Origin of the sequence: Spiractinospora alimapuensis (genome assembly GCF_018437505.1) — a bacterium.
GTDB lineage: Bacteria > Actinomycetota > Actinomycetes > Streptosporangiales > Streptosporangiaceae > Spiractinospora > Spiractinospora alimapuensis.
Genome location: NZ_CP072467.1, coordinates 3534358 through 3555848, shown reverse-complemented (window position 1 = coordinate 3555848; position 21491 = coordinate 3534358). Strand labels below are relative to the sequence as shown.

Here is a 21491-nt window from a genome sequence, read left to right as displayed (position 1 = left end):
CTGACAGGTACAGCGGCGCAGATGCCGCATTCTGTCGCTGCGCACGGTATCATTACGGGTAGTTCTTCGGACGCATCCGCCGGCATCGTTCGCCCCGAGGAGGGGCAGGGAATCGGGGGCAGGGGCGCCGTCCGGCGGGGTGCTCCCCGCGCGCGATGGTGCCACCATCCTGGCGCTGCCCCCTGTTGCGGGTTTCTCCCGCTGGCGCGTGTCCCCCAGCAGGAGGGTGTTCTCACTTGGCCTACGACGCTCGATCTATCACGGTTCTTGAAGGGGTCGAGGCGGTACGTAAACGCCCCGGCATGTACATCGGGTCAACCGGTGAGCGGGGACTCCACCACATGGTCTCCGAAGTGGTGGACAACTCGGTCGATGAGGCGCTGGCGGGATACGCGACCGCGATCGAGGTCACGCTGCTGGCCGACGGTGGCGTCCGCGTGGCCGACAACGGTCGTGGGATGCCGGTCGACATCCACCCGGTGGAGCAGCGGCCGGCGGTCGAGGTTATCCACACCACGCTGCACGCGGGTGGGAAGTTCGACGGCAAGTCCTACGCGGTCTCCGGTGGTCTGCACGGCGTCGGCGTGACCGTCGTCAACGCGCTGTCCACGCGGCTCGAGGTGGAGATCCGGCGCGACGGCCACATCTGGCGGCAGAGCTACACCCGGGCCGTGCCCAACGCCCCTCTCTCCAACGACGGTGAGACGACGGAGACCGGTACCCAGACCACGTTCTGGGCCGACCCGGAGATCTTCGAGACCACCACCTACAGCTTCGAGACGCTGTCCCGGCGACTGCAGGAGATGGCGTTCCTCAACAAGGGGCTGTCCATCACTCTGCGCGACGAGCGCTCGGAGGAGTCCGGCGACGGCGTGGTGGTGCGCACCTACCACTACGACGAGGGCCTGGCCGACTTCGTTCGGCACATCAACACGGCCAAGGAGGCCGCGCACGCGTCGATCATCCACTTCGAGGAAGCGGGTGAGGGGATCGAGTGCGAGATCGCGATGCAGTGGAACCAGTCCTACGCACCGTCGGTCTACACCTTCGCCAACACCATCAACACGGCCGAGGGCGGCACGCACGAGGAGGGGTTCCGTACCGCGCTGACGTCGGTCGTGAACCGCTACGCGCGCGACCAGAAGCTGCTGCGGGAGAAGGACGAGAACCTCACGGGCGACGACATCCGTGAGGGCCTGACCGCGATCATCTCGGTCAAGCTGGCGGACCCGCAGTTCGAGGGGCAGACGAAGACCAAGCTGGGCAACACCGAGGCCAAGTCCTTCGTGCAGCGGGTCTGCAACGAGCACCTCCGGGACTGGTTCGACCGTAACCCCGGGGACGCCAAGGACATCGTCACCAAGGCGACCCAGGCGGCCCGGGCCCGGGTGGCGGCGCGGCAGGCGCGGGACCTCACGCGGCGCAAGACGCTGCTGGAGTCGACGTCCCTGCCGGGCAAGCTCTCCGACTGCCAGTCCACCGATCCCGAGAAGTGCGAGATCTACATCGTGGAGGGTGACTCCGCGGGAGGGTCGGCCAAGGGCGGGCGAGACCCGCACTACCAGGCCATCCTTCCGATCCGGGGGAAGATCCTCAATGTCGAGAAATCCCGGATCGACCGCATCCTCAAGAACAACGAGGTGCAGGCGATCATCACCGCGCTGGGCACCGGTGTGCACGATGACTTCGACATCGAGAAGCTGCGGTACCAGAAGATCATCCTGATGGCCGACGCCGACGTCGACGGCCAGCACATCCGCACACTGCTGCTCACGCTGCTGTTCCGGTTCATGAAGCCACTGATCGAGGCCGGCTACGTGTACCTCGCGCAGCCCCCCCTGTACAAGATCAAGTGGGACCAGCGCGGGAACGAGGCCGACTACGCCTACTCCGACCGGGAACGGGACGCGGTCATCACCGCGGGCATCGAGGGCGGAAAGCGCGACCCCCGGCCGCGGGACCTGGTGCAGCGATTCAAGGGCCTGGGCGAGATGAACGCCACCGAGCTGTGGGACACCACCATGGACCCGGCGTCGCGACTGCTGCTCCAGGTGACCATGGACGACGCCGCGCAGGCGGACGAGATGTTCAGCGTGCTGATGGGTGAGGACGTCGAGTCCCGACGGTCCTTCATCCAGCGCAACGCACGCGACGTGCGCTTCTTGGACATCTGAGCCCGGGCGACGGACGGCGACGTCCCCTCGACTCCACGAACGATCAGAAAAGGACCCTTCAGCCAGTGGCGGACGCGAACACACCCGAGACACCAGCGGTGACCGACGAGGGCGGCGAGGGGACGGAGGACACGCCCGCCCACCGGGTCGAACCGGTCGACATCCAGGCGGAGATGCAGCGTAGCTACCTGGACTACGCGATGTCCGTCATCGTGGGTCGAGCCCTGCCCGACGTGCGGGACGGCCTCAAGCCCGTGCACCAGCGCGTGCTCTACGCGATGTACGACGGCGGCTACCGGCCGGACCGTGGGTACTTCAAGTGCGCCCGCGTGGTCGGTGACGTGATGGGTAACTACCACCCACACGGCGACAGCCCGATCTACGACACCCTGGTGCGCCTCGCCCAGTCGTGGTCGATGCGGATGCCGCTCGTCGACGGCAACGGCAACTTCGGCTCTCCCGGCAACGACCCCGCGGCCGCCATGCGCTACACCGAGTGCAAGCTGGCCCCGCTCGCCATGGAGATGCTGCGGGACATCGACAAGGACACCGTCGACTTCCGGCCCAACTACGACGGCCGGTCCTCGGAGCCGGTGGTACTCCCGGCCCGATTCCCCAACCTGTTGGTGAACGGCTCGGCGGGGATCGCGGTGGGTATGGCCACCAACATCCCGCCGCACAACCTGCGCGAGGTCGCCGACGGCGTCAGTTGGTTCCTGGACAACCCCGACGTCGAGGACGAGGAACTCCTCGACGCCCTCATCGCGCGGATCAAGGGTCCGGACTTCCCGACCAACGGTCTCATCGTGGGCCGGCGTGGGATCGAGGACGCCTACCGGACCGGGCGGGGCTCCATCACCATGCGTGCCGCCGTGGAGGTCGAGGAGGACAGCCGTGGACGGCAGACCCTCGTCGTCACCGAGCTGCCGTTCCAGGTCAACCCGGACAACCTGGCGCTGAAGATCGCCGAGCTGGTCAAGGACGGCCGGGTCACGGGCATCGCCGACGTCAAGGACGAGACCAGCGGTCGGACCGGCCAGCGACTGGTGATCGTCCTGAAGCGGGACGCGGTCGCCAAGGTCGTGCTGAACAACCTGTACAAGCACACCCAGCTCCAGGAGACCTTCGGGGCCAACATGTTGGCGCTGGTCGAGGGTGTTCCACGGACGCTGCGCCTGGACCAGCTCATCCGCTACTGGGTGGCGCACCAGATCGAGGTCGTGGTGCGCCGTACGCGGTACCTGCTGCGTAAGGCCGAGGAGCGGGCCCACATCCTGCGTGCGTTGCTCAAGGCGATCGACCGGATCGACGAAGTGATCGCCCTGATCCGTGGCAGCGCCTCCGCCGAGGAGGCGCAGCAGGGCCTGATGCGGCTGCTGGAGATCGACGACGTGCAGGCACGCGCGATCCTGGACATGCAGCTCCGAAAGCTCGCCGCCCTGGAGCGCCAGCAGCTCACCGACGAGCACGAAGCGCTGATGGCGCAGATCGCGGACTACAACGACATCCTCGCCTCGCCGGAACGCCAGCGGCGGATCGTGCGCGACGAGCTAGCGGAGATCGTGGAGAAGTACGGCGATGAACGGCGCACCCAGATCGTCCCCGACGAGGGCGACATGCGCATGGAGGACTTCATCGCCGAAGAGGACGTCGTCGTCACGATCACCCGTGGTGGCTACGCCAAGCGCACCCGACTGGACTCCTACCGGGCGCAGAAGCGCGGCGGCAAGGGCGTCCGGGGGGCGCAACTGCGCCAGGACGACATCGTCCAGCACTTCTTCGTCACGACGACCCACCACTGGCTGCTGTTCTTCACCAACAAGGGTCGGGTCTACCGCACGAAGGCCTACGAACTCCCCGAGGCGGCGCGCGACGCGCGTGGGCAGCACGTCGCAAACATGCTGGAGTTCCAGCCGGAGGAGGAGATCGCTGAGGTTCTCACCCTGCGGGACTACGAGGCGGCGCCGTACCTCGTCCTGGCGACCCGTGAGGGTCTGGTCAAGAAGTCCAAGCTGGGCGACTTCGACTCCACCCGCTCCGGCGGGATCATCGCGATCAACCTGCGGGAGGACGACGAGCTGATCTCGGCCCGTCTCGTCTTCGCCGAGGACGACCTCCTGTTGATCAGCAGTCAGGCTCAGGCCATCCGGTTCAACGCGACCGACGAGTCGCTGCGGCCGATGGGACGCGCGACCAGCGGCGTCATCGGTATGCGGTTCGTGAGCGGCGACTACCTGCTCAGCATGGACGTCATCCGCGAGGCGGACGACCACGGCGCCACCGACGTCTTCGTGGCGACGGAGGGCGGCTACGCCAAGCGCACCCCCGCCGAGCAGTACCCGGTCCAGAACCGCGGTGGCAAGGGCGTGCTGACGGCGAAGGTGGTCGAGGCGCGCGGCAAGCTGGTCGGTGCGCTCATGGCGGCACCCGACGACGAGGTGTTCGCCATCACCTCGGCCGGCGGGGTCATCCGGACCCGCGCCGAGGAGGTGAAGCAGTCCAGTCGGGCCACGATGGGTGTGCGGTTGATGAATCTCGACGAAGGCACCACTGTGGTGGCAATCGCCCGCAACGCGGAGTCTCTGGACGACGACGGCGGGCAGGACGACAACGGGGACGACGACCTGTAGCCCAGCTCTTGGGCGCCGAACGAGAGAGAGTGCAGCGCTACCGTGGCCAAAGCCAAGAACAACCAGGACGACTCCGTCGGTGTCGACACCCTGTCGGAGGAGGACGACACCGACGCCACCGAGGCCGAGACGGACGCCACGGAGGAAGGCGCTGAGGACACGGACACCGAGAGTCGGGAACGGGACTCGCGGGACTCCGACGACGACTCCCCCACGGCTGTCACGGCCAGCGCCCGCGCGTCCGTCCGGGAGAGGGCTTCCCGGAGCGAGTCCTCGGGCGGCGACTCCGACAGTGACTCCGACTCCGCTTCCGCGCGGGGTTCCTCGTCGGCGGGCGGCCGGCCGCAACCCGTGCCGTCGTCGTCGGGTGGGTCCGACGACGACGGCCCCGGGGATTCCGGCGGTGGGTCGGGCACCGGGGAGCGGGAGGTGCGTCGCGCGCACCTGACGCTGAGCCGGGTCGAACCCTGGTCGGTGATGAAGTTCAGTTTCGTCATCTCGCTGGTGTGCTTCATCATCCTGTTCGTCGCCGTGTCCGTCGTCTACGTGATCCTCTCGGCGCTCGGGGTCTTCGACGCCATCACCGAGCTGATCACCTCCCTCACCGACGGTGGGGAGGAGGACGACCTGGGGCTGAACCCGGACACCTGGTTCTCCGCGGCGAAGGTGCTCGGCTACACCGGCCTGTGGGGCGCGGCGAACATCGTCCTCATCACCGCGTTGTCCACGTTCGGCTCCATGCTGTACAACCTGGCGGCCGACCTCGTGGGGGGACTGGACATCACCCTCAGCGAGTCGGAGTAGACCGGGGCATCGCCCGCCGGATCGAGGCGATTGTCGACATGGCGCCTTGTCTCCACAGACCTGTGGAGACAAGGCGTCCGTCGTTCGCGCCTGCGCTGGCTCCGGCTCCCGTTCCCCCGCTCAGCCCTTGACGGCTCCCGAGGTCAACCCGCTCACGATCCAGCGCTGCATGATCAGAACGAAGATGACCAGGGGAATCGACACGAGGACGGACGCGGCCATCACCTGACCGATGGGGTTCTCGTAGCCGACCCGTTCGAACGTCCCGATGAACACCGGGACGGTCTGCACGTTGAGGTCACGGGGAGCGAACGAGTAGGCGAGCAGGAACTCGTTGGTGGCGTAGACGAAGGTCAGGATCGCCGCCGCCCCCACCCCCGGCGCCGCCAGCGGGACCACGATCTTGGAGAAGGCCTGCCAGGGCGTCGCGCCGTCGGCCTTCGCGGCCTCCTCGATCTCCGTCGGGATGCTGGCGAAGAAGGTCGTCAGGATGAAGATGGACAACGGCAACGTCAGGGCCACGTACGGGATGATCATCCCGGCGTAGGAGTTCAATAGGTTGATCCCGACGAGCTCGTGGATCTCGAGGTAGAGACGGTAAAGCGGGTTCACCAGCGCCACCGGCGGAAAGAGCGTCACCACGAGTGTCGCGGCGAGCAGCAGGTAGCGCCCCCGCAGCGGTAGGCGTGCCAGCGTGTAGCCGGCGAGTGCGGCCACGGGAATGCCGATCAGCGTGGTCACTCCAGCGACGATCAGCGAGTTCCGCAGGGCGAAGTGGAACCCCTGCCCGACCACGTCCTGGTAGTTGGTCATGCGGAACGGTCCGACCAGGATGTTGGGGTCGGTGAGTGCGATGGCGCCGCCGCGGAGGCTCGTCATCGCCATCCACAGGAACGGGAAGAGGCACCAGACGAGGACGAGGGCGAGACCCACGAGCTTGGCGATGTTGCCGACGGCCGAGCGGCGGCGTCGGCGGGCGAGCGTGGGCTGGGCGTCGTGGGCGGCCGTCATCGCTTCACCTCTCGGACGGTGTCGCCGAGCATCGAATGGCCCATGCGACTGATGAAGAGGAGCCCGACGACCATCACCAGGACGAACGTGATGGTTGAGAGCGCGTTGGCGTATCCCAGGAGGGGCTCGGCCACCAGGTAGCGCTGGGCGTAGACCGACAGGGTGGCGAGCGAGTTGGAGTAGCCCGCGAAGATGTAGGCGAAGTCGAACATTCGCAGGGCGTCCACGGTCCGGAAGAGCAGGGCCACCACGATGGCGGGGCGTAGCAGCGGGAGCGTCACGGAGAAGAAGCGCTGCACAGCGTTCGCCCCGTCGACCCGTGCCGCCTCGTAGAAGTCCCTCGGAATGGTCTGGAGTCCGGCCAGTAGCAGCAAGGCGACGAACGGCGCGGTCTTCCACACGTCGGCGGTGATCATGCCGACCATGGCCCAGCCCGGGTCGCGCAGCCAGTTGACGTCCGTTCCCAGAACGGAGTTCACGAAGCCGGGGTTGGGGTCGAACATGTAGCGCCACACCTGGGCGGCCACCGCGGTGGGGACCACCCAGGGGATCAGGATGACCACCCGGGTGAGGCCTCGGCCGACGAACGCGTTGTGCATGATCAACGCGAACGCCATCCCGATCACGAACTCCAGGGTGACGGACGCGACGGTGAACACCAGGGTGTTCCACGCCGCGGAGTAGAAGTTCACGTCCGTCAGCGCGTCGACGTAGTTCCGGATCCCGACGAAGTCCTGGTGGAACCCGCGGATCGCGTACAGGCTCATCACCACGGCGTAGCCGACGGGGAACAGGGCGATCAGCGCCATGAACGTGAACGACGGCGTGAGGAAGATGCGCCCGAGCGCTCGCTCTCCCAGGTGTCGACGAACCGGTGGCGTGGAGTGCGTCATGGTCCTCACCTGTTGCTCAGGGCGTCGGTGGCAGCGGTGTCGACGGAGCTCAGCGCGCTGTCGAGGTTCTTCTCGCCGCGGTAGGCCGGGTGCAGGTTGTCCTGCATGGCCAGTGAGAGCGAGTTGTAGCCGGGGACCGGTGGGCGCGGCTGTGAGTACCGCTGGACCTCACGGAGCACCTGGAACGTTCGGTCGTCGGTGTGTTCGTCATAGAGGCGTTCCATGGTGGGCGGAAGATTGTGGGACGCCAGGACCTCCTGTGCCTCGGTGGACGTGGCCGCCCAGACGACGAACTCCTCGGCGAGTTCGCGCTTGTCGCTGATCGTGCTGACCGCGTTGTTGAGACCGCCCAGCGCGCTCGTGGTCCCCTCGCCGTCGAAGGTCGGCAGGGGGGCGATGTCGAAGGAGCCCGCGACCGCGGTCTCCTCCCCCCCCTCGCCCTCCATCAGCGGTACCGCGTAGGGCCAGTTCCGCATGTACACGGCGTCGCCCGCCTGGAAGAGCGCCCGGGCGTCGTCCTCGACCATGGAGTCGAACCCCGGTGCGAACAGGCCGTTGGCGTAGGCGTCGTGCATGTAGCTCAGCGCGGTGTCCGCGGCGTCCCCGGCGAGGAACTCGCTCCGCGACTGGTCGGAGTCGAAGATCTCCCCGCCCGCGGCCCAGAAGAACTCCAGGTAGTTGGCGACGAAACCCTCGTACTGGTCCCCCTGGGCGACGTAGCCGGAGATGCCCTCCCGCTCCGCGATCTCCAGTCCGGACTCCATGAGCTGCTGCCAGGTCTCCGGTGGCTCGTCCACGAGGTCGGTCCGGTAGTAGAGGAAGGCGGCGTTGGAGGAGTAGGGCAGGGCGAAGAGCTCGTTGTCCCACTCCGCGCTCCTGAGCGGCCCATCGAGGCTCACCCCCTCGACCGCGTCCCGATGGTCCTCCATGCTGGTGATGTAGCCGTAGTCGGCGAACTCCCCGGTCCAGATGACGTCGAGCCCCAGCACGTCGAACTGTCCCGCCTGGGTCTGCAGGTCCTGGAACATCGCCTGCCGTTGCTCGTCGGCGGTCGGGGGCAGGAAGAAGATCTCCACCTGTCGGTCCGGGTTCGCCTCGTTCCAGGCGCGGGCCACGTCCTCGTGGATCTGGCGGTCGGCGCCGGTCACCGCCCAGACGAACTGGGGGTCGTCCGCGAGGCCCGCGGCGCTCCCGGCTTCGCCGGAGCTTGGTGGCTCCCCGCATGAGGTGGTGAGGACGAGACCGAGTGCCGCCGTCGCCGCGACAGCGCTCCACCGACGAGCCGGGCGTTGCGAGCGTTGCCGGACGGACATGATGCTCCCTCGCTCACGGTCCCGACGGCACTGGTGCCGACGAGCTGGATTTTCCAGCCGGACGATGCGAACTCGGACAGTGCAAACGTTGCCAGGTGGATGTGACATGGTCAACACCCGTAAGTCGGGCTATAGACATTTGTGGTGCGCTATAGGGGAAGAAATCACCTGGGAGATTGTGAAAACGTTGCCAAGACGGTCGATTCCGCCATACCGTGAGGATCATGCAGAACTCCCCTGGTTCGCGCATGCGGGACGTGGCCGACCGAGCGGGAGTGTCCCTGTCGACCGTGTCCCGGGCTCTGCGCGGCGCGCCCGGGGTTGATCCCGAGGTTCGCCGCCGGGTGGAACGCTGCGCGCGGGAACTGTCCTACGTGGTGTCCCGCAACGCGTCCGGGCTCGTCACCGGGCGCACCGGGAGGATCGCGGCGCTGGTGCCGTTCCTCCAGCCCTGGTTCTTCGGCGTGGCGCTGGCCGGCGTGAGCGACGCCCTCCGGGACGCGGACCTCGACCTCCTCGTGTACCAGGTGGGCGACGTCGGCCAGCTCGACGCGTGCCTGCGGCGACTACCGCTGAGCCGTAACGCCGACGCCGTGATCGCGGTCGCCCTGGACTTGAAGACCACCGAGCGGGCCCGTCTCGACGAGCTCGGCGTGCCGCTGGTCTTCTGCAACCAGCGGGTCGACGAGTATCCCAGTGTCTATATCGACAACGAGGCGGCGTCCGTCGCGGCCACCCGGCACGTGCTCAACCTCGGGCACACTGACGTCGCCTTCATCGGATCCCGCGACGCCACCGGGTTCGCCTGGACCTCCGACGAGCGGTGGCGGGGGCACGCGGAGGCGATGGCGGCGGCCGGCCTGCCCCGCAGGCTCGTCATCGGTGGGCCGGGACACCGTGGCGGCGCGTCGGGCATGGCCGAACTGCTGTCCAGCGATACAGTTCCCACCGCTGTACTCGCCGAGTCCGACGACATCGCGATGGGTGTCCTCACGACCCTGCAGCGCTCGAGGGTCGCGGTGCCCGACGCGATCTCCGTCGTCGGCTTCGACAACAACGACGTAGCGGAGGTTCTCGACCTGACCACGGTCGCGCAACCCGTCTACGACCTGGGCTTCCAGGCGGGGCAACTCGCTGGTTCGGCCCTCGAGGGGGACGTGCCCCGGGACTATCACGTGGTACTGCCCACGCAACTGGTCCTACGCCGGTCCACCTCGACACCACGCCCCGACCCGGGGCCTGACCCGACGAGCACCCGACGAACGAGCTGGAGGCGGGACGTGACTTCTCCATGGTGGCGCGACGCCGTGATCTACCAGGTCTACCCCCGGAGCTTCGCCGACGCTGACGGCGACGGCGTGGGCGACATCGCCGGCGTCACCGAGCGCCTCGACCACCTCGCGGCACTGGGCGTCGACGGCCTGTGGCTCTCCCCCTTCTACCCCTCAGGGTGGGCCGACGGCGGATACGACGTCGCGGACTTCCGCGACGTGGACCCCCTGCTCGGCACACTGGCGGACTTCGACGCTCTCGTGCGCGCCGCGCACGATCGCGGTCTCAAGATCCTGATCGACGTCGTCCCCAACCACAGCTCTGTCCTCCACCGCTGGTTCCAGGACGCGCTCGCCGCCGCACCCGGATCGCCCGCCCGCGACCGGTACGTGTTCCGGGACGGGCGCGGAACCAACGGCGAACTGCCCCCCACGAACTGGGTCTCGACCTTCGGCGGCCCCGCCTGGACCCGAGTGGCGGACGGCCAGTGGTACCTCCACCTGTTCGCCCGTGAGCAGCCCGACTTCAACTGGGACAACCCCGAGGTCCGCGCCGAGTTCCGGGACATCCTGCGCTTCTGGGCCGACCGTGGTGTGGACGGGTTCCGTATCGACGTCGCCTACGCGCTCAACAAGGACCTCGCGGACCCGCTGCGCGACGTGACCGTGGTCGAGGGCGGCAACCGACTCGACGACCTCAACGCGAACCCCGACCACCCCTACCTCGACCGCCCCAACGTGCACGAGGTGTACCGGAGTGGCGTGCGGTCCTCGACGAGTACGACGAGCCCCGCATGGCCGTCGCCGAGACGTGGCTGCCCAGCGATCGGCGCGTCCGCTACACCCGGCCCGACGAACTCCACCAGGCCTTCAACTTCGACTTCCTCTCCTGCCCCTGGGACGCTGACGCCTACCGACAGGTGATCGACGCCTCCATCGCCGCCGCCCGATCCGTCTCCTCGGCGGTGACATGGGTCCTCGCCAACCACGACACCGTGCGCCAGCCCTCCGTGCTGGGACTCCCGCCCGGAACCGACCTCGAGAAATGGCTCCTCAGCGACGGGACCGCCCCTGCCGCCGACCTCGACCTGGGCCGACGCCGCGCCCGCGCCGCCGCCCTCCTCGAACTCGCGCTCCCCGGATCCGCCTACCTCTACCAAGGCGAGGAACTCGGCCTCGAAGAGGTCGCCGACCTCCCACCGGACTCAATCGAAGACCCCAAGTACGCGCGCAGCGACCACACCATGAAAGGCCGAGACGGCTGCCGCGTCCCCCTCCCCTGGACCCGCACCGGCGCGTCCCTCGGCTTCGGCCCCAACGGAACCTGGCTCCCCCAACCACCCCACTGGGCCGAGGAATCCGTCCAAGCCCAAACCGGCGACCCCACCTCGACGCTCGAGCTGTACCGAGCGGCCCTCGCCATCCGCCGCCAGCTCACCCCCACCGAAACCCTCGACTGGGACCCCCACCACAACACCGGCCCCGTCCTCGCCTTCCGACGCGACCCCTCAGTCCTCGTCCTCGTCAACACCGGCCCCACCCCCACCCCCCTCCCCCCCGGCGAAATCCTCATCTCCAGCCACCCCATCCACACCCCCGAACTCCCCGGAAACACGGCCGCATGGATCCGCCGCACACGCTAGACTGAACCCAGAACCGCACCAGTTCGCCGCCACGGCACAGATGCGGTAAAGTTTCCCCCGGTTGCGGGCGTATAGCTCAGTCGGTTAGAGCGCATCCCTGATAAGGATGAGGTCCGTGGTTCAAGTCCACGTACGCCCACGTCCATAAGCTGCACAAAGGCCCCTGTCCGGAATCCGGCAGGGGCCTTTGACAGCAGTAGTGACAGCAACGCGGTCACGAATCCCCGTTCTGGTTCTCGTCCTCGTCGCCGAAGAGCGCCCCGCCCAGTCGGCCGAGCCCTTCCCGCTGCGTCTCCTCGTCGCTGTGCGTGTAGATCTCCATCGTGACCGAGATCCGGCTGTGCCCGAGGATCTCCATCGCGTCCCGCGGAGCGACTCCAGAACGCTTGAGCAACGAGGCCGCCGAGTGCCGCAGGTCGTGCAGCCGGATAGGGCGCATGCCGGCTGACGCCGACAGTCGTTCGAAGCTGCGTGACAGGTTCCGCGGCTGGATCGCCCGCCCGGTCCTGGTGGTGAAGACGAGGCCGGTATCGACCCAAGCCTCTCCGGCGGTGCGGCGCTTCCGCGTCTGCCATTGCGCTTGATCGGTCAGGGCGTCGCGAGCCCAGGACAGCAGCGGCAATGACCGCCGACCGGCGCGCGTCTTCACCTCCACCAGTTCGAGGGAACCGTCAACGCGTTGGACTTGGCGACGTATCGACATGACGTCCTGTTCCAGGTCGACGTCCTCCCAGGACAGCCCCAGCACTTCGCCCCGCCGCAGCCCGTAGATGAGCATGAGCACGAACACCGGGTACAGGTGGTGGCTTCGGGCGTGGTCGAGGAACCGCCTCCCCTCCTCGGCGTTCCAGGGCCTGAGCCGTTCGGGCGACTCCGCGGGCAGAGTGACGAGCCGAGCGGGATTCACCGTGATCAGCTCTTCCCGCATGGCACGGGTCAGCGCCGAGCTGAGCGTGGTGCGCATCGCGTGCACCTTGGCGATAGAGTCGCCTCCTTTCAGCCGCCCGTTGAGGCACGTCTGGATCGTGGCGACCCGTAGCCGGTCGAGTCGCTGACTGCCGAGCTCTGGTTTCAAGTACAGGCGCACCATCTGCTCGTACTTGGCGTAGGTCGTCGCCCGCACCGACGGCTTGGCCACGTGCTCCAGCCAGTAGTCGAGGTACTCCCCCAGCTTCCACGGGCGATTCGGAACCGCGATGTTCCGGTTGCTGTTCTCCTGAAGCGCCGTGAGCCTGTCATAGGCCGCTTTGCGCGTACGGGCATAGCGCTGAACGCGCTTCAGGGAACCATCCGAGGCGAGTACGTACGCTTCAGCGACCCACCGACCGTCGTTGCGCTGGTAGACCGTTCCCTCCCCGTTGGCACGGTCGCGTTTGCCTTTGCGGCCTTCCGGCTCGTCACGAGAAGCGGGGTTACGTGTGGCCATCAGGCGGCTTCCTCTCGTAGCTCGGAGATGAACGTGTCCAGGGCTTCTGTGGGGATGCGGCGGTCGCGCCCGATCTTCACCGACTTCAGCCGGCCGGATCGGATCAGCTCATAGACCTTCCAGCGCCCGAGGCGCAACGCGCCCATGACTTCGGGGACGGTCAGTAGGCGTCGCGTCGGAAGGGCACTCATGCCGCGGCCTCTCTGGTTGCCGAACGGTTGGTCTCGCGTGCGTGGTCGAGTCGCGCACGGCGTTTCAGGGCCTCACCGACCGCACGGAGGAGCCGATGTTCCCGTGGCGGGACGTCGGGGTCAGTCGGTCTGGCGAGTTCCCAGGTGTGGTGACCGGAGGAATCCGCGGGCGGTGTGAGTGTGAGGCCGTCGCCCTGGCCCTCGTCCGTGGGGTTGGTGTTGGGATCGATGCCCAGGGCGTCGAGGACCCAGGCCAGGCGGTCGGCCTTGTGGTCGGCGAGTGTCTTGCCGGACCACTTGCGGGAGACGAGGACCCGCCGGCCCGCGTAGCCGAGGTGTTCGCGGCGGTGGGCCTTGGAGCGGCAGTATCCGGGGGTCATGCCCGCTTTGGCGTCCTGGGGTTGGATGCCGTAGCGCAGCCAGTTCGAGCACCGGGGCGAGCAGGGTTCGAAGCGCAGCGCGTCCACGAGGCGTTCCACGTGTCGTTCCTGTGCTGAGGACTCGATGTCGTGGCAGTCGGCGATGTCCTTGGTGAGGTACTTCGCGAGGTACCGCACGCACCGATCGGCGTCCTGGGTGCCGGCCACCACGCCCTTGGCGTCGATCTGGGGGCCGAAGCGGACGACGTGCATGGGTTCGGCATCGGGGTCGGCATCGAGCGCGTCCAACGCTTCGTCCCAGGTGGGCAGTACTTCCCCTGTGGTCCTGTCGACATAGCCATCGATCGACTCGTCCCAGCCAGGCAGGTTGGTGCCGCCGTAGAGGGGCTTGTCGACGTGTGGCCACCAGACTTGGTGGTAGGTGGCGGCGGCGATCTGGCGCAACTCGGCCCGTGGGAGCGTCCCACGCGTGGCCATGTGCAGGTGCGGTGCCAGCCTGCGTTGGGGTTCGACCGTCGCGAAGTACTGGACATCGAAGCCCGCCACGCGCCGCAGGTTCTGCACGAACCGGTCGATGAGCTTGGAGAAGTGCAACGCGTCCCGCGCGGCCCGCCGGTAGTCGTAGGTCGCGGGATCCACCGGCGTGCCATCGGGCTTCACGCGCCCGTAGGTGTCGCAGGTGAGGGTGAGGAAAAGCGACGGTCGGAACGTCTTGCCCGTCGCGGGGTCCTCGTAGGACCGCCCCACGGTCGTTTTGGCCATCTGGCGTTTAGGGAGGTCTGGTGCGTCCTTGCGCCGTTTGGTGGAACGCACGCGCCGGGAGGTGCCCGACGAGGACGAGCGAGGAGACACCGATCCCCGAAGCCCGGACGCTTTGATCTCTTCGTCCAGGTCGGCGATCGCGGCGTCCAGCGCGGCCAGGCGGTCGGCGTCGAGGTCGGTGGTGGCCAGGAGGTCGCGTTCCGCGGTCACGAGAGCGCGCTGTTCCACCCAGGAGCGCTGAACCTCGGTGGGATCGTTGGGTTCGGGTGTGGGGTCCTCTGCCAGGTGCCACCCTTCCTCGCATTGGGTGCGGCGGATCGATCGCTTGCGCTTGGCGCAGGCCGGACACCGAGATTCGAGGGTCGAGCCGCACGGAACGTCGATCACCTCGGAGTCTCCGGTACGCGTATCAACACGTCGCAGCGAGACAGGGCGGATGCAGACCCCCTTGTCGGCCGCGATCTGTTCGGCCACCTCACGCGCGAGAGGTTGGGCCATACGTTCGGCACGGGTGCTCTTGCCGGTTGGGGTTGGCATCAGGCGGCCCCCTCGTGGGGTACGGCCGACAGTGCGGGACGGGCGTGGTGGTCGGCCATGTGGTCGATGTCGTCGTCGGTGACGAACGCGGCCCGGACCCTCAGTGGGACGGGTGAACCTTCACAGCGCACGAATCCGACCCCAGGGAGCGCCGGATCGATCAGGTGTGCGTTGGCGCCCCGTTCCCGAGCGTCCGCACCGAGCACCATGTCAACCTGGGACGCCTCGTCGAGCCGGAGGGCGATCTTGTCGGGGAACAGGTTGCGGAGGTTCAGCACCTCCTTGCGGGGATCCTGCAAGGCGGCGAGTACTGAGAACCCGACCGAGCGCCCTTGCGAGGTGAGGGTGGCGATCGCGTTCTCCGCACGCCGCCGGATGTCGCGGTCAGGGTGGTAGGCGGTCAGGAAGGCCACCTCGTCGACCACGACGACCACGAAGGGGTCACGTTTGGTAGGCCGGTGGGTGCGTTGGTGCCCGGCGTAGCGCGACGCTCGTCCCTGCATGTCGGCAACTGCCTGTTCCAGCAGGTCCACCGCGGACTCAGCGGTGTCTGCGTAGTGCGCGAACAGGCGCCGCCCGAAGGAGAGCTCCATACGCTTGGGGTCGATCGCCCAGATCTGTACCGACCCGTCGTCCACCCCGGGGAGCAGGGCACGGATCGTCGACCAGATCACCGACCCCTTCCCGGCGCCGGTCACTCCCACGGTCAGAACATGGGTGCCGTGCAGCCGCAGCCACCAGGTACCGCCGTCCTCCCGAACTCCTATGGGCAGTGCGGCCGGGGAGGCGGTTGCGGGAACGTCCAGGGCATCGACCGGGTCGGCCAGCGGATCGAAGCGAGGGAACTCCAGCACCACGTCCCGCGGACCGGCGACCTCCACCCGACACGACGGTGCGCCGAACCCGTGGGCAAGCTCGGTGACCCGCTTCTCGACGTCGGAGGGCGCGGTGCCGGAGACGAGACGTACGCGCACCCGATCGGAATGGTCCGTGCAGCGCACGCGGCGAATCCGCGGCAGGTAGCGCCGCTCAGCGTAGGACTCCGCCAGCCCAGCGACCACCAGCACGGGTTGCCAGTGGCGAGCGTAGACCCACCACCACCGCCATGCCGCCAGCAGGCGCAGCGTGACCAGCCGGCGAAAGGAGGCCGGTCGACGCCAGGCCCACACGCCCAGCAGCGTCCCGAGCACCACCCATAGCCCAGTCGCGGCGACCCAGCCCAGCATGGAAGCGACCACGGACGAAGTCGCGGCCAGGGTGACCGCCGTGGGGAAACGGAGGGGGAGCTTGGCAGTGAAGGTCAGGAGGCGTAGCAACCAGCCAGCGAGGACGAAGGCGGCCGGTGTGCGCACCACAGGCGTCGTGAAGCGCAGCGCGGAAGAGGGAAGCGGCACCGTCGGCTGTACTTGGGTGGCCCCGTTGCTCAGGAACGCCATCACCGCTCGCCCCCGCCCACCCCGTGGCGCCGCAACGCCTCGGACAGTTGAGCACGCGCGCGGGCGGCCACCTCCTGGCGGAGCTCGTCATCGGGGCTCTCAGCGGCGATCCGCGTGAACAGCGCGGCCTTGTGTTCGAAGAACGCCAGGTCGTCATCCGGGGCCATGACGTCGCCAGCGGGGCGGCGCATCCGCTCTCCGGCCAGAGCGAGGAAGTGCGAGATCTGCGCAGCCAGACGGACTTGGGCAGGGTGGTCGGACATAATGAGGGGACACCTCTTCCAGGTCTTCGCAAGGGATAGCAGGGGGAGGATTCCGGGGCGACGTGATGCGCCAACATCGCGCCGCCCCACCGTCGTTCTAGGCGGCTTCCTTGGCCGCAGGCGACTTTCGCGCCCCAGATCCGGGGGTCCTCACACCGCGAGCACGCAGCGAGTAGGCCACACGCGGTCGGCGCCCGTTGTCGTCGACGTAGGGCACGACGGACATCGACTCGAACTCGACCGGGCGAAACGGCATACCGCCCACCTCATCCGGCAGTGTCGGGCACACGTCCGCGGCAACCTTCACCTTCACCGACTTCGCCTTACCGCGCGCTTCCGGATCGGCGTCGATCACCTCCACCGCCCACAGCGGCAACCCGGTCGCCTTGTCCATCTGCGGCTTCTTCGTCTCGAAATCCGTGATCGCCTCCACGCCGAGCGCGAAAGCACCGTGCGGGAACACGACTCCGAACTCCACCGGAAGCGCACCTTGAATCGCCATCGGTCAGCCTCTCTCTTGTCCGTTTAGCCCCCTAGACGCTGCGAACGCCTAATTCCCGTTGATGTTGTCTAGGGGTATAGACAAAAGGTAGCGCGATGTCCGCCGGTTGTCTAGGGGGGTATTCAGGCTCTGGGGTGTCCGTAGATCACGGTCGCATCGTCATGGTTCTTGGCGCGTGGCCATCGTCGCCCGTCTGGGTCGCCGTGCTCTGCCGTTCGGACCTGGTCGATCAGGTCGGCAGGGCCGGCGTGGGCGAGGGAATCGAGGGTTGCGCGCCATGTCGTCAGGCGGAAGCGGTCGACCAGACGGCTCGCACCGTCACTGAGCAGTGCGACCGCGTTCACCTGGTCCAGAGGCACCCGACCGGCGATCGCCTCGTCTGCGGCGCTTGGATCGGTGCTGGCGACCCAGAATCCGCCTGGTTGGTTGCGGTGGTCGGCGAGAGTGGCCGCGTAGTCGCTCCACGCGCGGGAGTGTTCGGGCGTCCCCGTGTGTAGAGCGTCCATGGGGCCGCGAAGTTCAGCGCCCATGACGGCTTCCCGGTCGTCTGTCACCACGTCCGGGGACGCGTTCCCGGTTCGGTCGAAGACCAGCACGGAATCCGCCAGCACGAGGTACTCGCAGTGTGCGTGATCCCAGCGCAGGGCGACGACGGTGGAGGAGGGTGTTTCGGAGTGCTTGAGGTCGCAGGTGTCCGCGTGGAGCTGGTTGACCCGCTCGATGCTGTCAGCCAACGCGCCGGCAGGACTGTTCGCAGAGCCGAGCGCCCCCAGGAGCAGCCCGCCGAGGGTGGAGGCGTACCACGCGACTCCGTGAACGCACCCGGACACGGTTCCGGGCGGAGTGCCCGCACCATCGAGGAGGACCGCCGCGTTCGTTCCCACGGCGGCGAAGTCCTCGTTGGGCCGATCGGGTTTGGCGCGAGCTGTGGCCAGGCGGAAACTCAACGCCCGTCCTCGTGACGGTAGAGCGGAGTCGCCATCTCGGTTTTCACCGGTTCATTGGTGTCCGGGTCGTACTCGGTACGGATGAGGACGGAGAAGTCCTGATCCCCGACCTGGCCCCAGAGGGTGGCGATGTCGGTGGTCAGCCAGTGGGCCACCCCCAGCGAGCCCACCGGGTGGATACCAGCGATGGCCAGAATCGAGCCAGCACCATCCGGCCGAGGAAGGCGACCCAGGTATCCGATGTCACCAGCCGAGGGCGGCGCCTCGTCCGAGCCCGCGTAGTGGGCCTTCCCGGTGCGCCGGTCCCGAATACACCATGGGCCGGCATCGTTACGTTCCCAGGCGAACACGGGATCGAGCGCGTAGGTCCTGGCCATCGCTTCCGACATCCGCGGCCCGCACACGACCACCAGGCCAGGGCGATCCAGGTCGACCACCCCGTCAACGCTGACATGATCGTCCTGCACCGTCAGGTCGAAGGAGCGGACAAGGTCCTCCAGTCGCTTGCCGGTGTTGAGGTCATCCAGGGACACTGCAGCCCGCGGTTTGCCCGGCTCGGGCCGCAGTGGCGTGACAATGGTGACCGTGCCCGATCCGAAGAACGCGCCTTCCGGAGCGGGACCGGTATGACGGATCTGGTGGATGCGACCGCGGCTCAGGCCGGCCTGTGTGGCGATCTGCGCGTAGGAGAGACCTTGCGCGTGCAGGTCCTGAATTGTGCGACGGCGCAGCCGGGACAGGTCCGTGACCTCCTGCTGTGCCTCACTGAGCCGGTCGGTCGCCGCACGCAGGAGCGCGAACGGGTCCTCCATGGCGGCAATGCGCTCAAACTCGCTGGACATCGGCCCCCTTCCCTCGTGCGCACAGTCCTCTGAGGGAGAGTCTAGGTCCCTAGACAAGGCAGGATCCATGACCTGGCCCGATGTTGAGCTGATGGCGTTGAACAGTCGGCGCCGCCGAGGCATGCGCGGACCGGTCATGGGGCGGTTTCGGGAACGAGTTCGGCCCACACCCGCAGGAACTCTGCCTGCACCGCCTCCACACCCCACTCCTTGGAGAGTTGCGCGACCAACCACAGTCCACGTCCACGTTCTTGCGTGGCGTCCTCTGGCTGTTCAAGCACCGGCTCGGAGTCCGAGCCGAGGTCCAGGACACTCAGACGTACCGATTCCTCGTGGACCTCGATCGAGACGATGAACGGACCCTCGTAGCACCCGCTTAAGGAGTGCTGGACGGAGTTGGTGGCCAGCTCGCTGACGACGACCAACGCGTCATCGCACGAGGGGTGTCCCTCCAGTACGCCACACGTAAAGGCCCGCGCCGCACCGACTTGGTCAGGGCGCGCGGTGAACATTCGAGACCAGCGATCCATCAAAACCACCATCGTCTAGGGGGCTATACACCTTGCTTGTGGGCAGGGTAAGCCACCAAGGCAGAATGATTCAACGAATTCACTGAATCAATGGAATCGTCCGAGGTCCTCACGGATCGTGTCCAACACGGCCAGTGCTTCGTCCCCAGTCACGGCAGCGCGTTCCAGATCTGCGAAGGCGTCCCGGTAGGCGGTCACGTCGTTCGGGTCAGTGATCGTCAACTCGGCCGTGAAGGTCTCCACCGACACCGCCGCTTGGTCGTACACGGTGAACCCGTGGGGAGGCATGGTGTGCATGGGCGTCGACCAGGGGATTACACCGAGCCATAGGTTCGGCCGGGTCGACGCGTACGTCAGGTGGTTGAGCTGACCTGGCATCACTTCGGCGGCACCCGGCCAGGTCCGCAGCGCGCCCTCAGTCACCAGGAACCGGAAGGCTCGACTCTCGTCGTCGAGGAGATCCGAACTGTTCAGACGCGGCATGCCCGCAGCCTGGCTGTACTCGGCAGTCCGGAGCAGCCGAGGCAGTACCGCGGACTGAAAGCTCCACACCACCGTCGCCGAACGTTCCAACCTGCGCACAGCGTCCGACTTCAGCGAGAACCCCGAATCGATCCGAGGAGGAGCCTCCTCCGCATACGCGGCCCGCGCATTCGATCGCAACCGGGCCGCCTCGCCCTCATCCAGCGGCAAAGCAGAAATGATGCGTTCGACCACCTCAACCGATCGCACCCGCTGTCCGTTCTCAACGCGGGATATGGTCGGCTGTGGGACCGACGCTAGGAAGGCCAACGTGCGGCCTGACTGTCCGACTGACTTTCTCAGGCGGCCAAGCTCTTGCCCAAGGTTTATGAGTCGTTCCGGGCTCATGGGGACACTTTACAGGAATGAAGCAAGATGAATTCATGGGATGATGCGAGATCTATTGTCCTGAGCCTTCGCTGCCGCCGGATGTCGTCTGCTGCTCTGGGCCTTGCTCCATTTGTTGCTCTCGCTTCCTTTGTTCAATTTTGATGGACTCGGATTTTTCTGCAAATAGCTTCAGACGTTTGTCTGTATTCTCCTCATTGCGGTAAGAATTGATCCCAAGTTCGACTGAATTGTATTCGTATTCCAGGTCATCCGCCGCTCGTTGTAAGTTTACTCCGCGATCGCGGAACTTGAAGTAGCCAAGAATTCCTGTCGATACGGCGACCAAGAAGCTGAGGACTGCGGCGATCCATTCGAGTCCAGAGAACTGTGCAGAGGCGGTGGTTACTGCGGTAACCAGGAGGGAGACAACAATGATGAAGGTCTGGAATCTATTGTGGATGGTCCTGTAGCTGCGAGCGCTGGCTCTGTAGTCATCGATGGCTGCCGCGATGTCCGAGTGGTAGTTCCAGAGGATTCGTGTCAAGTCTCGATCGGATACGCGAATCCTGGCGTTCTTCTCTGCGTCGCGCAATTTTCGACGTGATGAGTGGAGTCTTGTTATGCTCGCATTTCTGTGGGTTACGTTTAGTCCGCTCCAAATTATCGCGGTAATGGCAACAATCCCTGTTCCGATGTTGATCCACAGAAGGGGTGTGTGGGGAGGGTCGATGTAGTTGAGTGCCGCTATCAATATCAGAAACACGAAGGTTGATGTAATGGCCCACGACGAGTATCTCTTGCCGTTCTCTTCCTTTTCGATAGCACTCTGGTTCTCATGTAATCTGAATCTTGTGTCAGCAAGATCATAGGCAGCCGTGGTGGGGCCTTCTGTACTGTTAGGCGGATTGGCGTCATCGGTTGCATCGGGTTCGCCTGTGTTTACCAAAGTTGTCCCTCTCTTTGTGCTTGATCGTGTCATCCTCCGATGGATCTGAAATTTTATCGCCTTGTTGGTGTTTGTTCGAGGCCCAATGTTTGGGTCGGGATTGAAGTCTGCTTTCTGGTGGTCCAATTGTAGATATCT

Annotated in this window: 17 protein-coding genes, 1 tRNA gene and 2 pseudogenes; 6 read left to right on the top strand and 14 right to left on the bottom strand. The window is 66.6% G+C overall.

Annotated elements, in window-relative coordinates; all coding sequences use genetic code 11:
- Positions 1-236: 236 nt before the first annotated feature.
- The 3 genes from gyrB to J4H86_RS16480 all read left to right on the top strand — a co-directional run bounded on the left by gyrB (position 237) and on the right by J4H86_RS16480 (position 5608).
- Positions 237-2174, top strand: coding sequence for a DNA topoisomerase (ATP-hydrolyzing) subunit B (gene gyrB, locus J4H86_RS16490; RefSeq protein WP_269134474.1), 1938 nt, complete (start codon positions 237-239; stop codon positions 2172-2174).
- Positions 2175-2239: 65 nt separating this feature from the next.
- Positions 2240-4804, top strand: coding sequence for a DNA gyrase subunit A (gene gyrA, locus J4H86_RS16485; protein ID WP_236538644.1), 2565 nt, complete (start codon positions 2240-2242; stop codon positions 4802-4804).
- A 42-nt stretch (positions 4805-4846) separates the two neighbouring features.
- The gene (locus J4H86_RS16480) at positions 4847-5608 is read left to right on the top strand and encodes a DUF3566 domain-containing protein (protein ID WP_236538643.1); all 762 of its coding nucleotides are present in this window, start codon (positions 4847-4849) and stop codon (positions 5606-5608) included.
- A 120-nt stretch (positions 5609-5728) separates the two neighbouring features.
- On the opposite strand, the gene J4H86_RS16475 is transcribed toward J4H86_RS16480, so the two are convergent.
- The 3 genes from J4H86_RS16475 to J4H86_RS16465 are packed head-to-tail and all read right to left on the bottom strand — an operon-like array spanning position 5729 to position 8825.
- Positions 5729-6619: a carbohydrate ABC transporter permease gene (locus J4H86_RS16475; protein ID WP_236538642.1), complete on the bottom strand. Its 891-nt coding sequence runs from the start codon at positions 6617-6619 to the stop codon at positions 5729-5731.
- Positions 6616-7512 carry a carbohydrate ABC transporter permease gene (locus tag J4H86_RS16470; protein WP_236538641.1) on the bottom strand — a complete coding sequence of 299 codons (897 nt, stop codon included), beginning with the start codon at positions 7510-7512 and terminating at the stop codon, positions 6616-6618. Before J4H86_RS16470 ends, J4H86_RS16475 begins: the two co-directional genes overlap by 4 nt.
- 5 nt (positions 7513-7517) lie before the next feature.
- Complete coding sequence (locus J4H86_RS16465; RefSeq protein ID WP_236538640.1) at positions 7518-8825, bottom strand: ABC transporter substrate-binding protein; 1308 nt, start codon at positions 8823-8825, stop codon at positions 7518-7520.
- Positions 8826-9049: 224 nt separating this feature from the next.
- On the opposite strand from J4H86_RS16465, the pseudogene J4H86_RS16460 reads away from it, so the two are divergent.
- The 3 genes and pseudogenes from J4H86_RS16460 to J4H86_RS16450 form a co-directional block, all read left to right on the top strand.
- Positions 9050-9979 (top strand): annotated as a pseudogene (locus J4H86_RS16460) (LacI family DNA-binding transcriptional regulator); the annotation flags it as partial.
- 126 nt (positions 9980-10105) lie between these two features.
- Positions 10106-11739, top strand: a pseudogene (locus J4H86_RS16455) (glycoside hydrolase family 13 protein).
- A 65-nt stretch (positions 11740-11804) separates the two neighbouring features.
- Positions 11805-11878, top strand: a tRNA-Ile gene (locus J4H86_RS16450).
- A gap of 75 nt (positions 11879-11953) precedes the next feature.
- Here the strand turns inward: J4H86_RS16450 and J4H86_RS16445 are convergent.
- From J4H86_RS16445 to J4H86_RS16395, 11 genes are all read right to left on the bottom strand, one after another.
- Complete coding sequence (locus J4H86_RS16445) at positions 11954-13165, bottom strand: tyrosine-type recombinase/integrase (RefSeq protein ID WP_236538639.1); 1212 nt, start codon at positions 13163-13165, stop codon at positions 11954-11956.
- A complete protein-coding gene (locus J4H86_RS16440; protein ID WP_236538638.1) occupies positions 13165-13356 on the bottom strand; it encodes a helix-turn-helix domain-containing protein in 192 nt (63 codons plus the stop codon). The genes J4H86_RS16445 and J4H86_RS16440 overlap by 1 nt, the downstream gene beginning before the upstream one ends.
- Positions 13353-15035, bottom strand: coding sequence for a helitron helicase-like domain-containing protein (locus J4H86_RS16435; protein ID WP_236538637.1), 1683 nt, complete (start codon positions 15033-15035; stop codon positions 13353-13355). The genes J4H86_RS16440 and J4H86_RS16435 overlap by 4 nt, the downstream gene beginning before the upstream one ends.
- A complete protein-coding gene (locus tag J4H86_RS16430) occupies positions 15035-16471 on the bottom strand; it encodes an FtsK/SpoIIIE domain-containing protein (RefSeq protein WP_236538636.1) in 1437 nt (478 codons plus the stop codon). The genes J4H86_RS16435 and J4H86_RS16430 overlap by 1 nt, the downstream gene beginning before the upstream one ends.
- On the bottom strand, positions 16471-16734 hold the full coding sequence (locus J4H86_RS16425) for a hypothetical protein (protein ID WP_236538635.1): 264 nt from the start codon (positions 16732-16734) through the stop codon (positions 16471-16473). Before J4H86_RS16425 ends, J4H86_RS16430 begins: the two co-directional genes overlap by 1 nt.
- Before the next feature lie 97 nt (positions 16735-16831).
- Positions 16832-17236: a plasmid replication, integration and excision activator gene (locus J4H86_RS16420; RefSeq protein ID WP_236538634.1), complete on the bottom strand. Its 405-nt coding sequence runs from the start codon at positions 17234-17236 to the stop codon at positions 16832-16834.
- Positions 17237-17358: 122 nt separating this feature from the next.
- Positions 17359-18183 (bottom strand): protein phosphatase 2C domain-containing protein, encoded by an 825-nt coding sequence (locus tag J4H86_RS16415; protein ID WP_236538633.1) that lies wholly within the window; start codon positions 18181-18183, stop codon positions 17359-17361.
- Positions 18180-19025, bottom strand: a complete 846-nt coding sequence (locus tag J4H86_RS16410) for an RNA polymerase sigma factor sigma-70 region 4 domain-containing protein (RefSeq protein WP_236538632.1) — start codon at positions 19023-19025, stop codon at positions 18180-18182. Before J4H86_RS16410 ends, J4H86_RS16415 begins: the two co-directional genes overlap by 4 nt.
- A gap of 134 nt (positions 19026-19159) precedes the next feature.
- On the bottom strand, positions 19160-19555 hold the full coding sequence (locus J4H86_RS16405) for an ATP-binding protein (protein ID WP_236538631.1): 396 nt from the start codon (positions 19553-19555) through the stop codon (positions 19160-19162).
- Between the two features lie 87 nt (positions 19556-19642).
- Entirely contained in the window at positions 19643-20425 is a 783-nt protein-coding gene (locus J4H86_RS16400; RefSeq protein WP_236538629.1) for a helix-turn-helix domain-containing protein, read from the bottom strand.
- 52 nt (positions 20426-20477) lie between these two features.
- Complete coding sequence (locus J4H86_RS16395; RefSeq protein WP_236538628.1) at positions 20478-21386, bottom strand: DUF4231 domain-containing protein; 909 nt, start codon at positions 21384-21386, stop codon at positions 20478-20480.
- Positions 21387-21491 lie beyond the last annotated feature (105 nt).

Excerpts from the sequence above, each read along its gene's own strand:
- J4H86_RS16475 (WP_236538642.1), bottom strand. The coding sequence starts at position 6,619 with ATGACGGCCGCCCACGACGCCCAGCCCACGCTCGCCCGCCGACGCCGC.
- J4H86_RS16470 (WP_236538641.1), bottom strand. The coding sequence starts at position 7,512 with ATGACGCACTCCACGCCACCGGTTCGTCGACACCTGGGAGAGCGAGCG.
- J4H86_RS16465 (WP_236538640.1), bottom strand. The coding sequence starts at position 8,825 with ATGTCCGTCCGGCAACGCTCGCAACGCCCGGCTCGTCGGTGGAGCGCT.
- J4H86_RS16445 (WP_236538639.1), bottom strand. The coding sequence starts at position 13,165 with ATGGCCACACGTAACCCCGCTTCTCGTGACGAGCCGGAAGGCCGCAAA.
- J4H86_RS16440 (WP_236538638.1), bottom strand. The coding sequence starts at position 13,356 with ATGAGTGCCCTTCCGACGCGACGCCTACTGACCGTCCCCGAAGTCATG.
- J4H86_RS16435 (WP_236538637.1), bottom strand. The coding sequence starts at position 15,035 with ATGCCAACCCCAACCGGCAAGAGCACCCGTGCCGAACGTATGGCCCAA.
- J4H86_RS16430 (WP_236538636.1), bottom strand. The coding sequence starts at position 16,471 with ATGGCGTTCCTGAGCAACGGGGCCACCCAAGTACAGCCGACGGTGCCG.
- J4H86_RS16425 (WP_236538635.1), bottom strand. The coding sequence starts at position 16,734 with ATGTCCGACCACCCTGCCCAAGTCCGTCTGGCTGCGCAGATCTCGCAC.
- J4H86_RS16420 (WP_236538634.1), bottom strand. The coding sequence starts at position 17,236 with ATGGCGATTCAAGGTGCGCTTCCGGTGGAGTTCGGAGTCGTGTTCCCG.
- J4H86_RS16410 (WP_236538632.1), bottom strand. The coding sequence starts at position 19,025 with ATGTCCAGCGAGTTTGAGCGCATTGCCGCCATGGAGGACCCGTTCGCG.
- J4H86_RS16405 (WP_236538631.1), bottom strand. The coding sequence starts at position 19,555 with ATGGATCGCTGGTCTCGAATGTTCACCGCGCGCCCTGACCAAGTCGGT.
- J4H86_RS16400 (WP_236538629.1), bottom strand. The coding sequence starts at position 20,425 with ATGAGCCCGGAACGACTCATAAACCTTGGGCAAGAGCTTGGCCGCCTG.
- J4H86_RS16395 (WP_236538628.1), bottom strand. The coding sequence starts at position 21,386 with ATGACACGATCAAGCACAAAGAGAGGGACAACTTTGGTAAACACAGGC.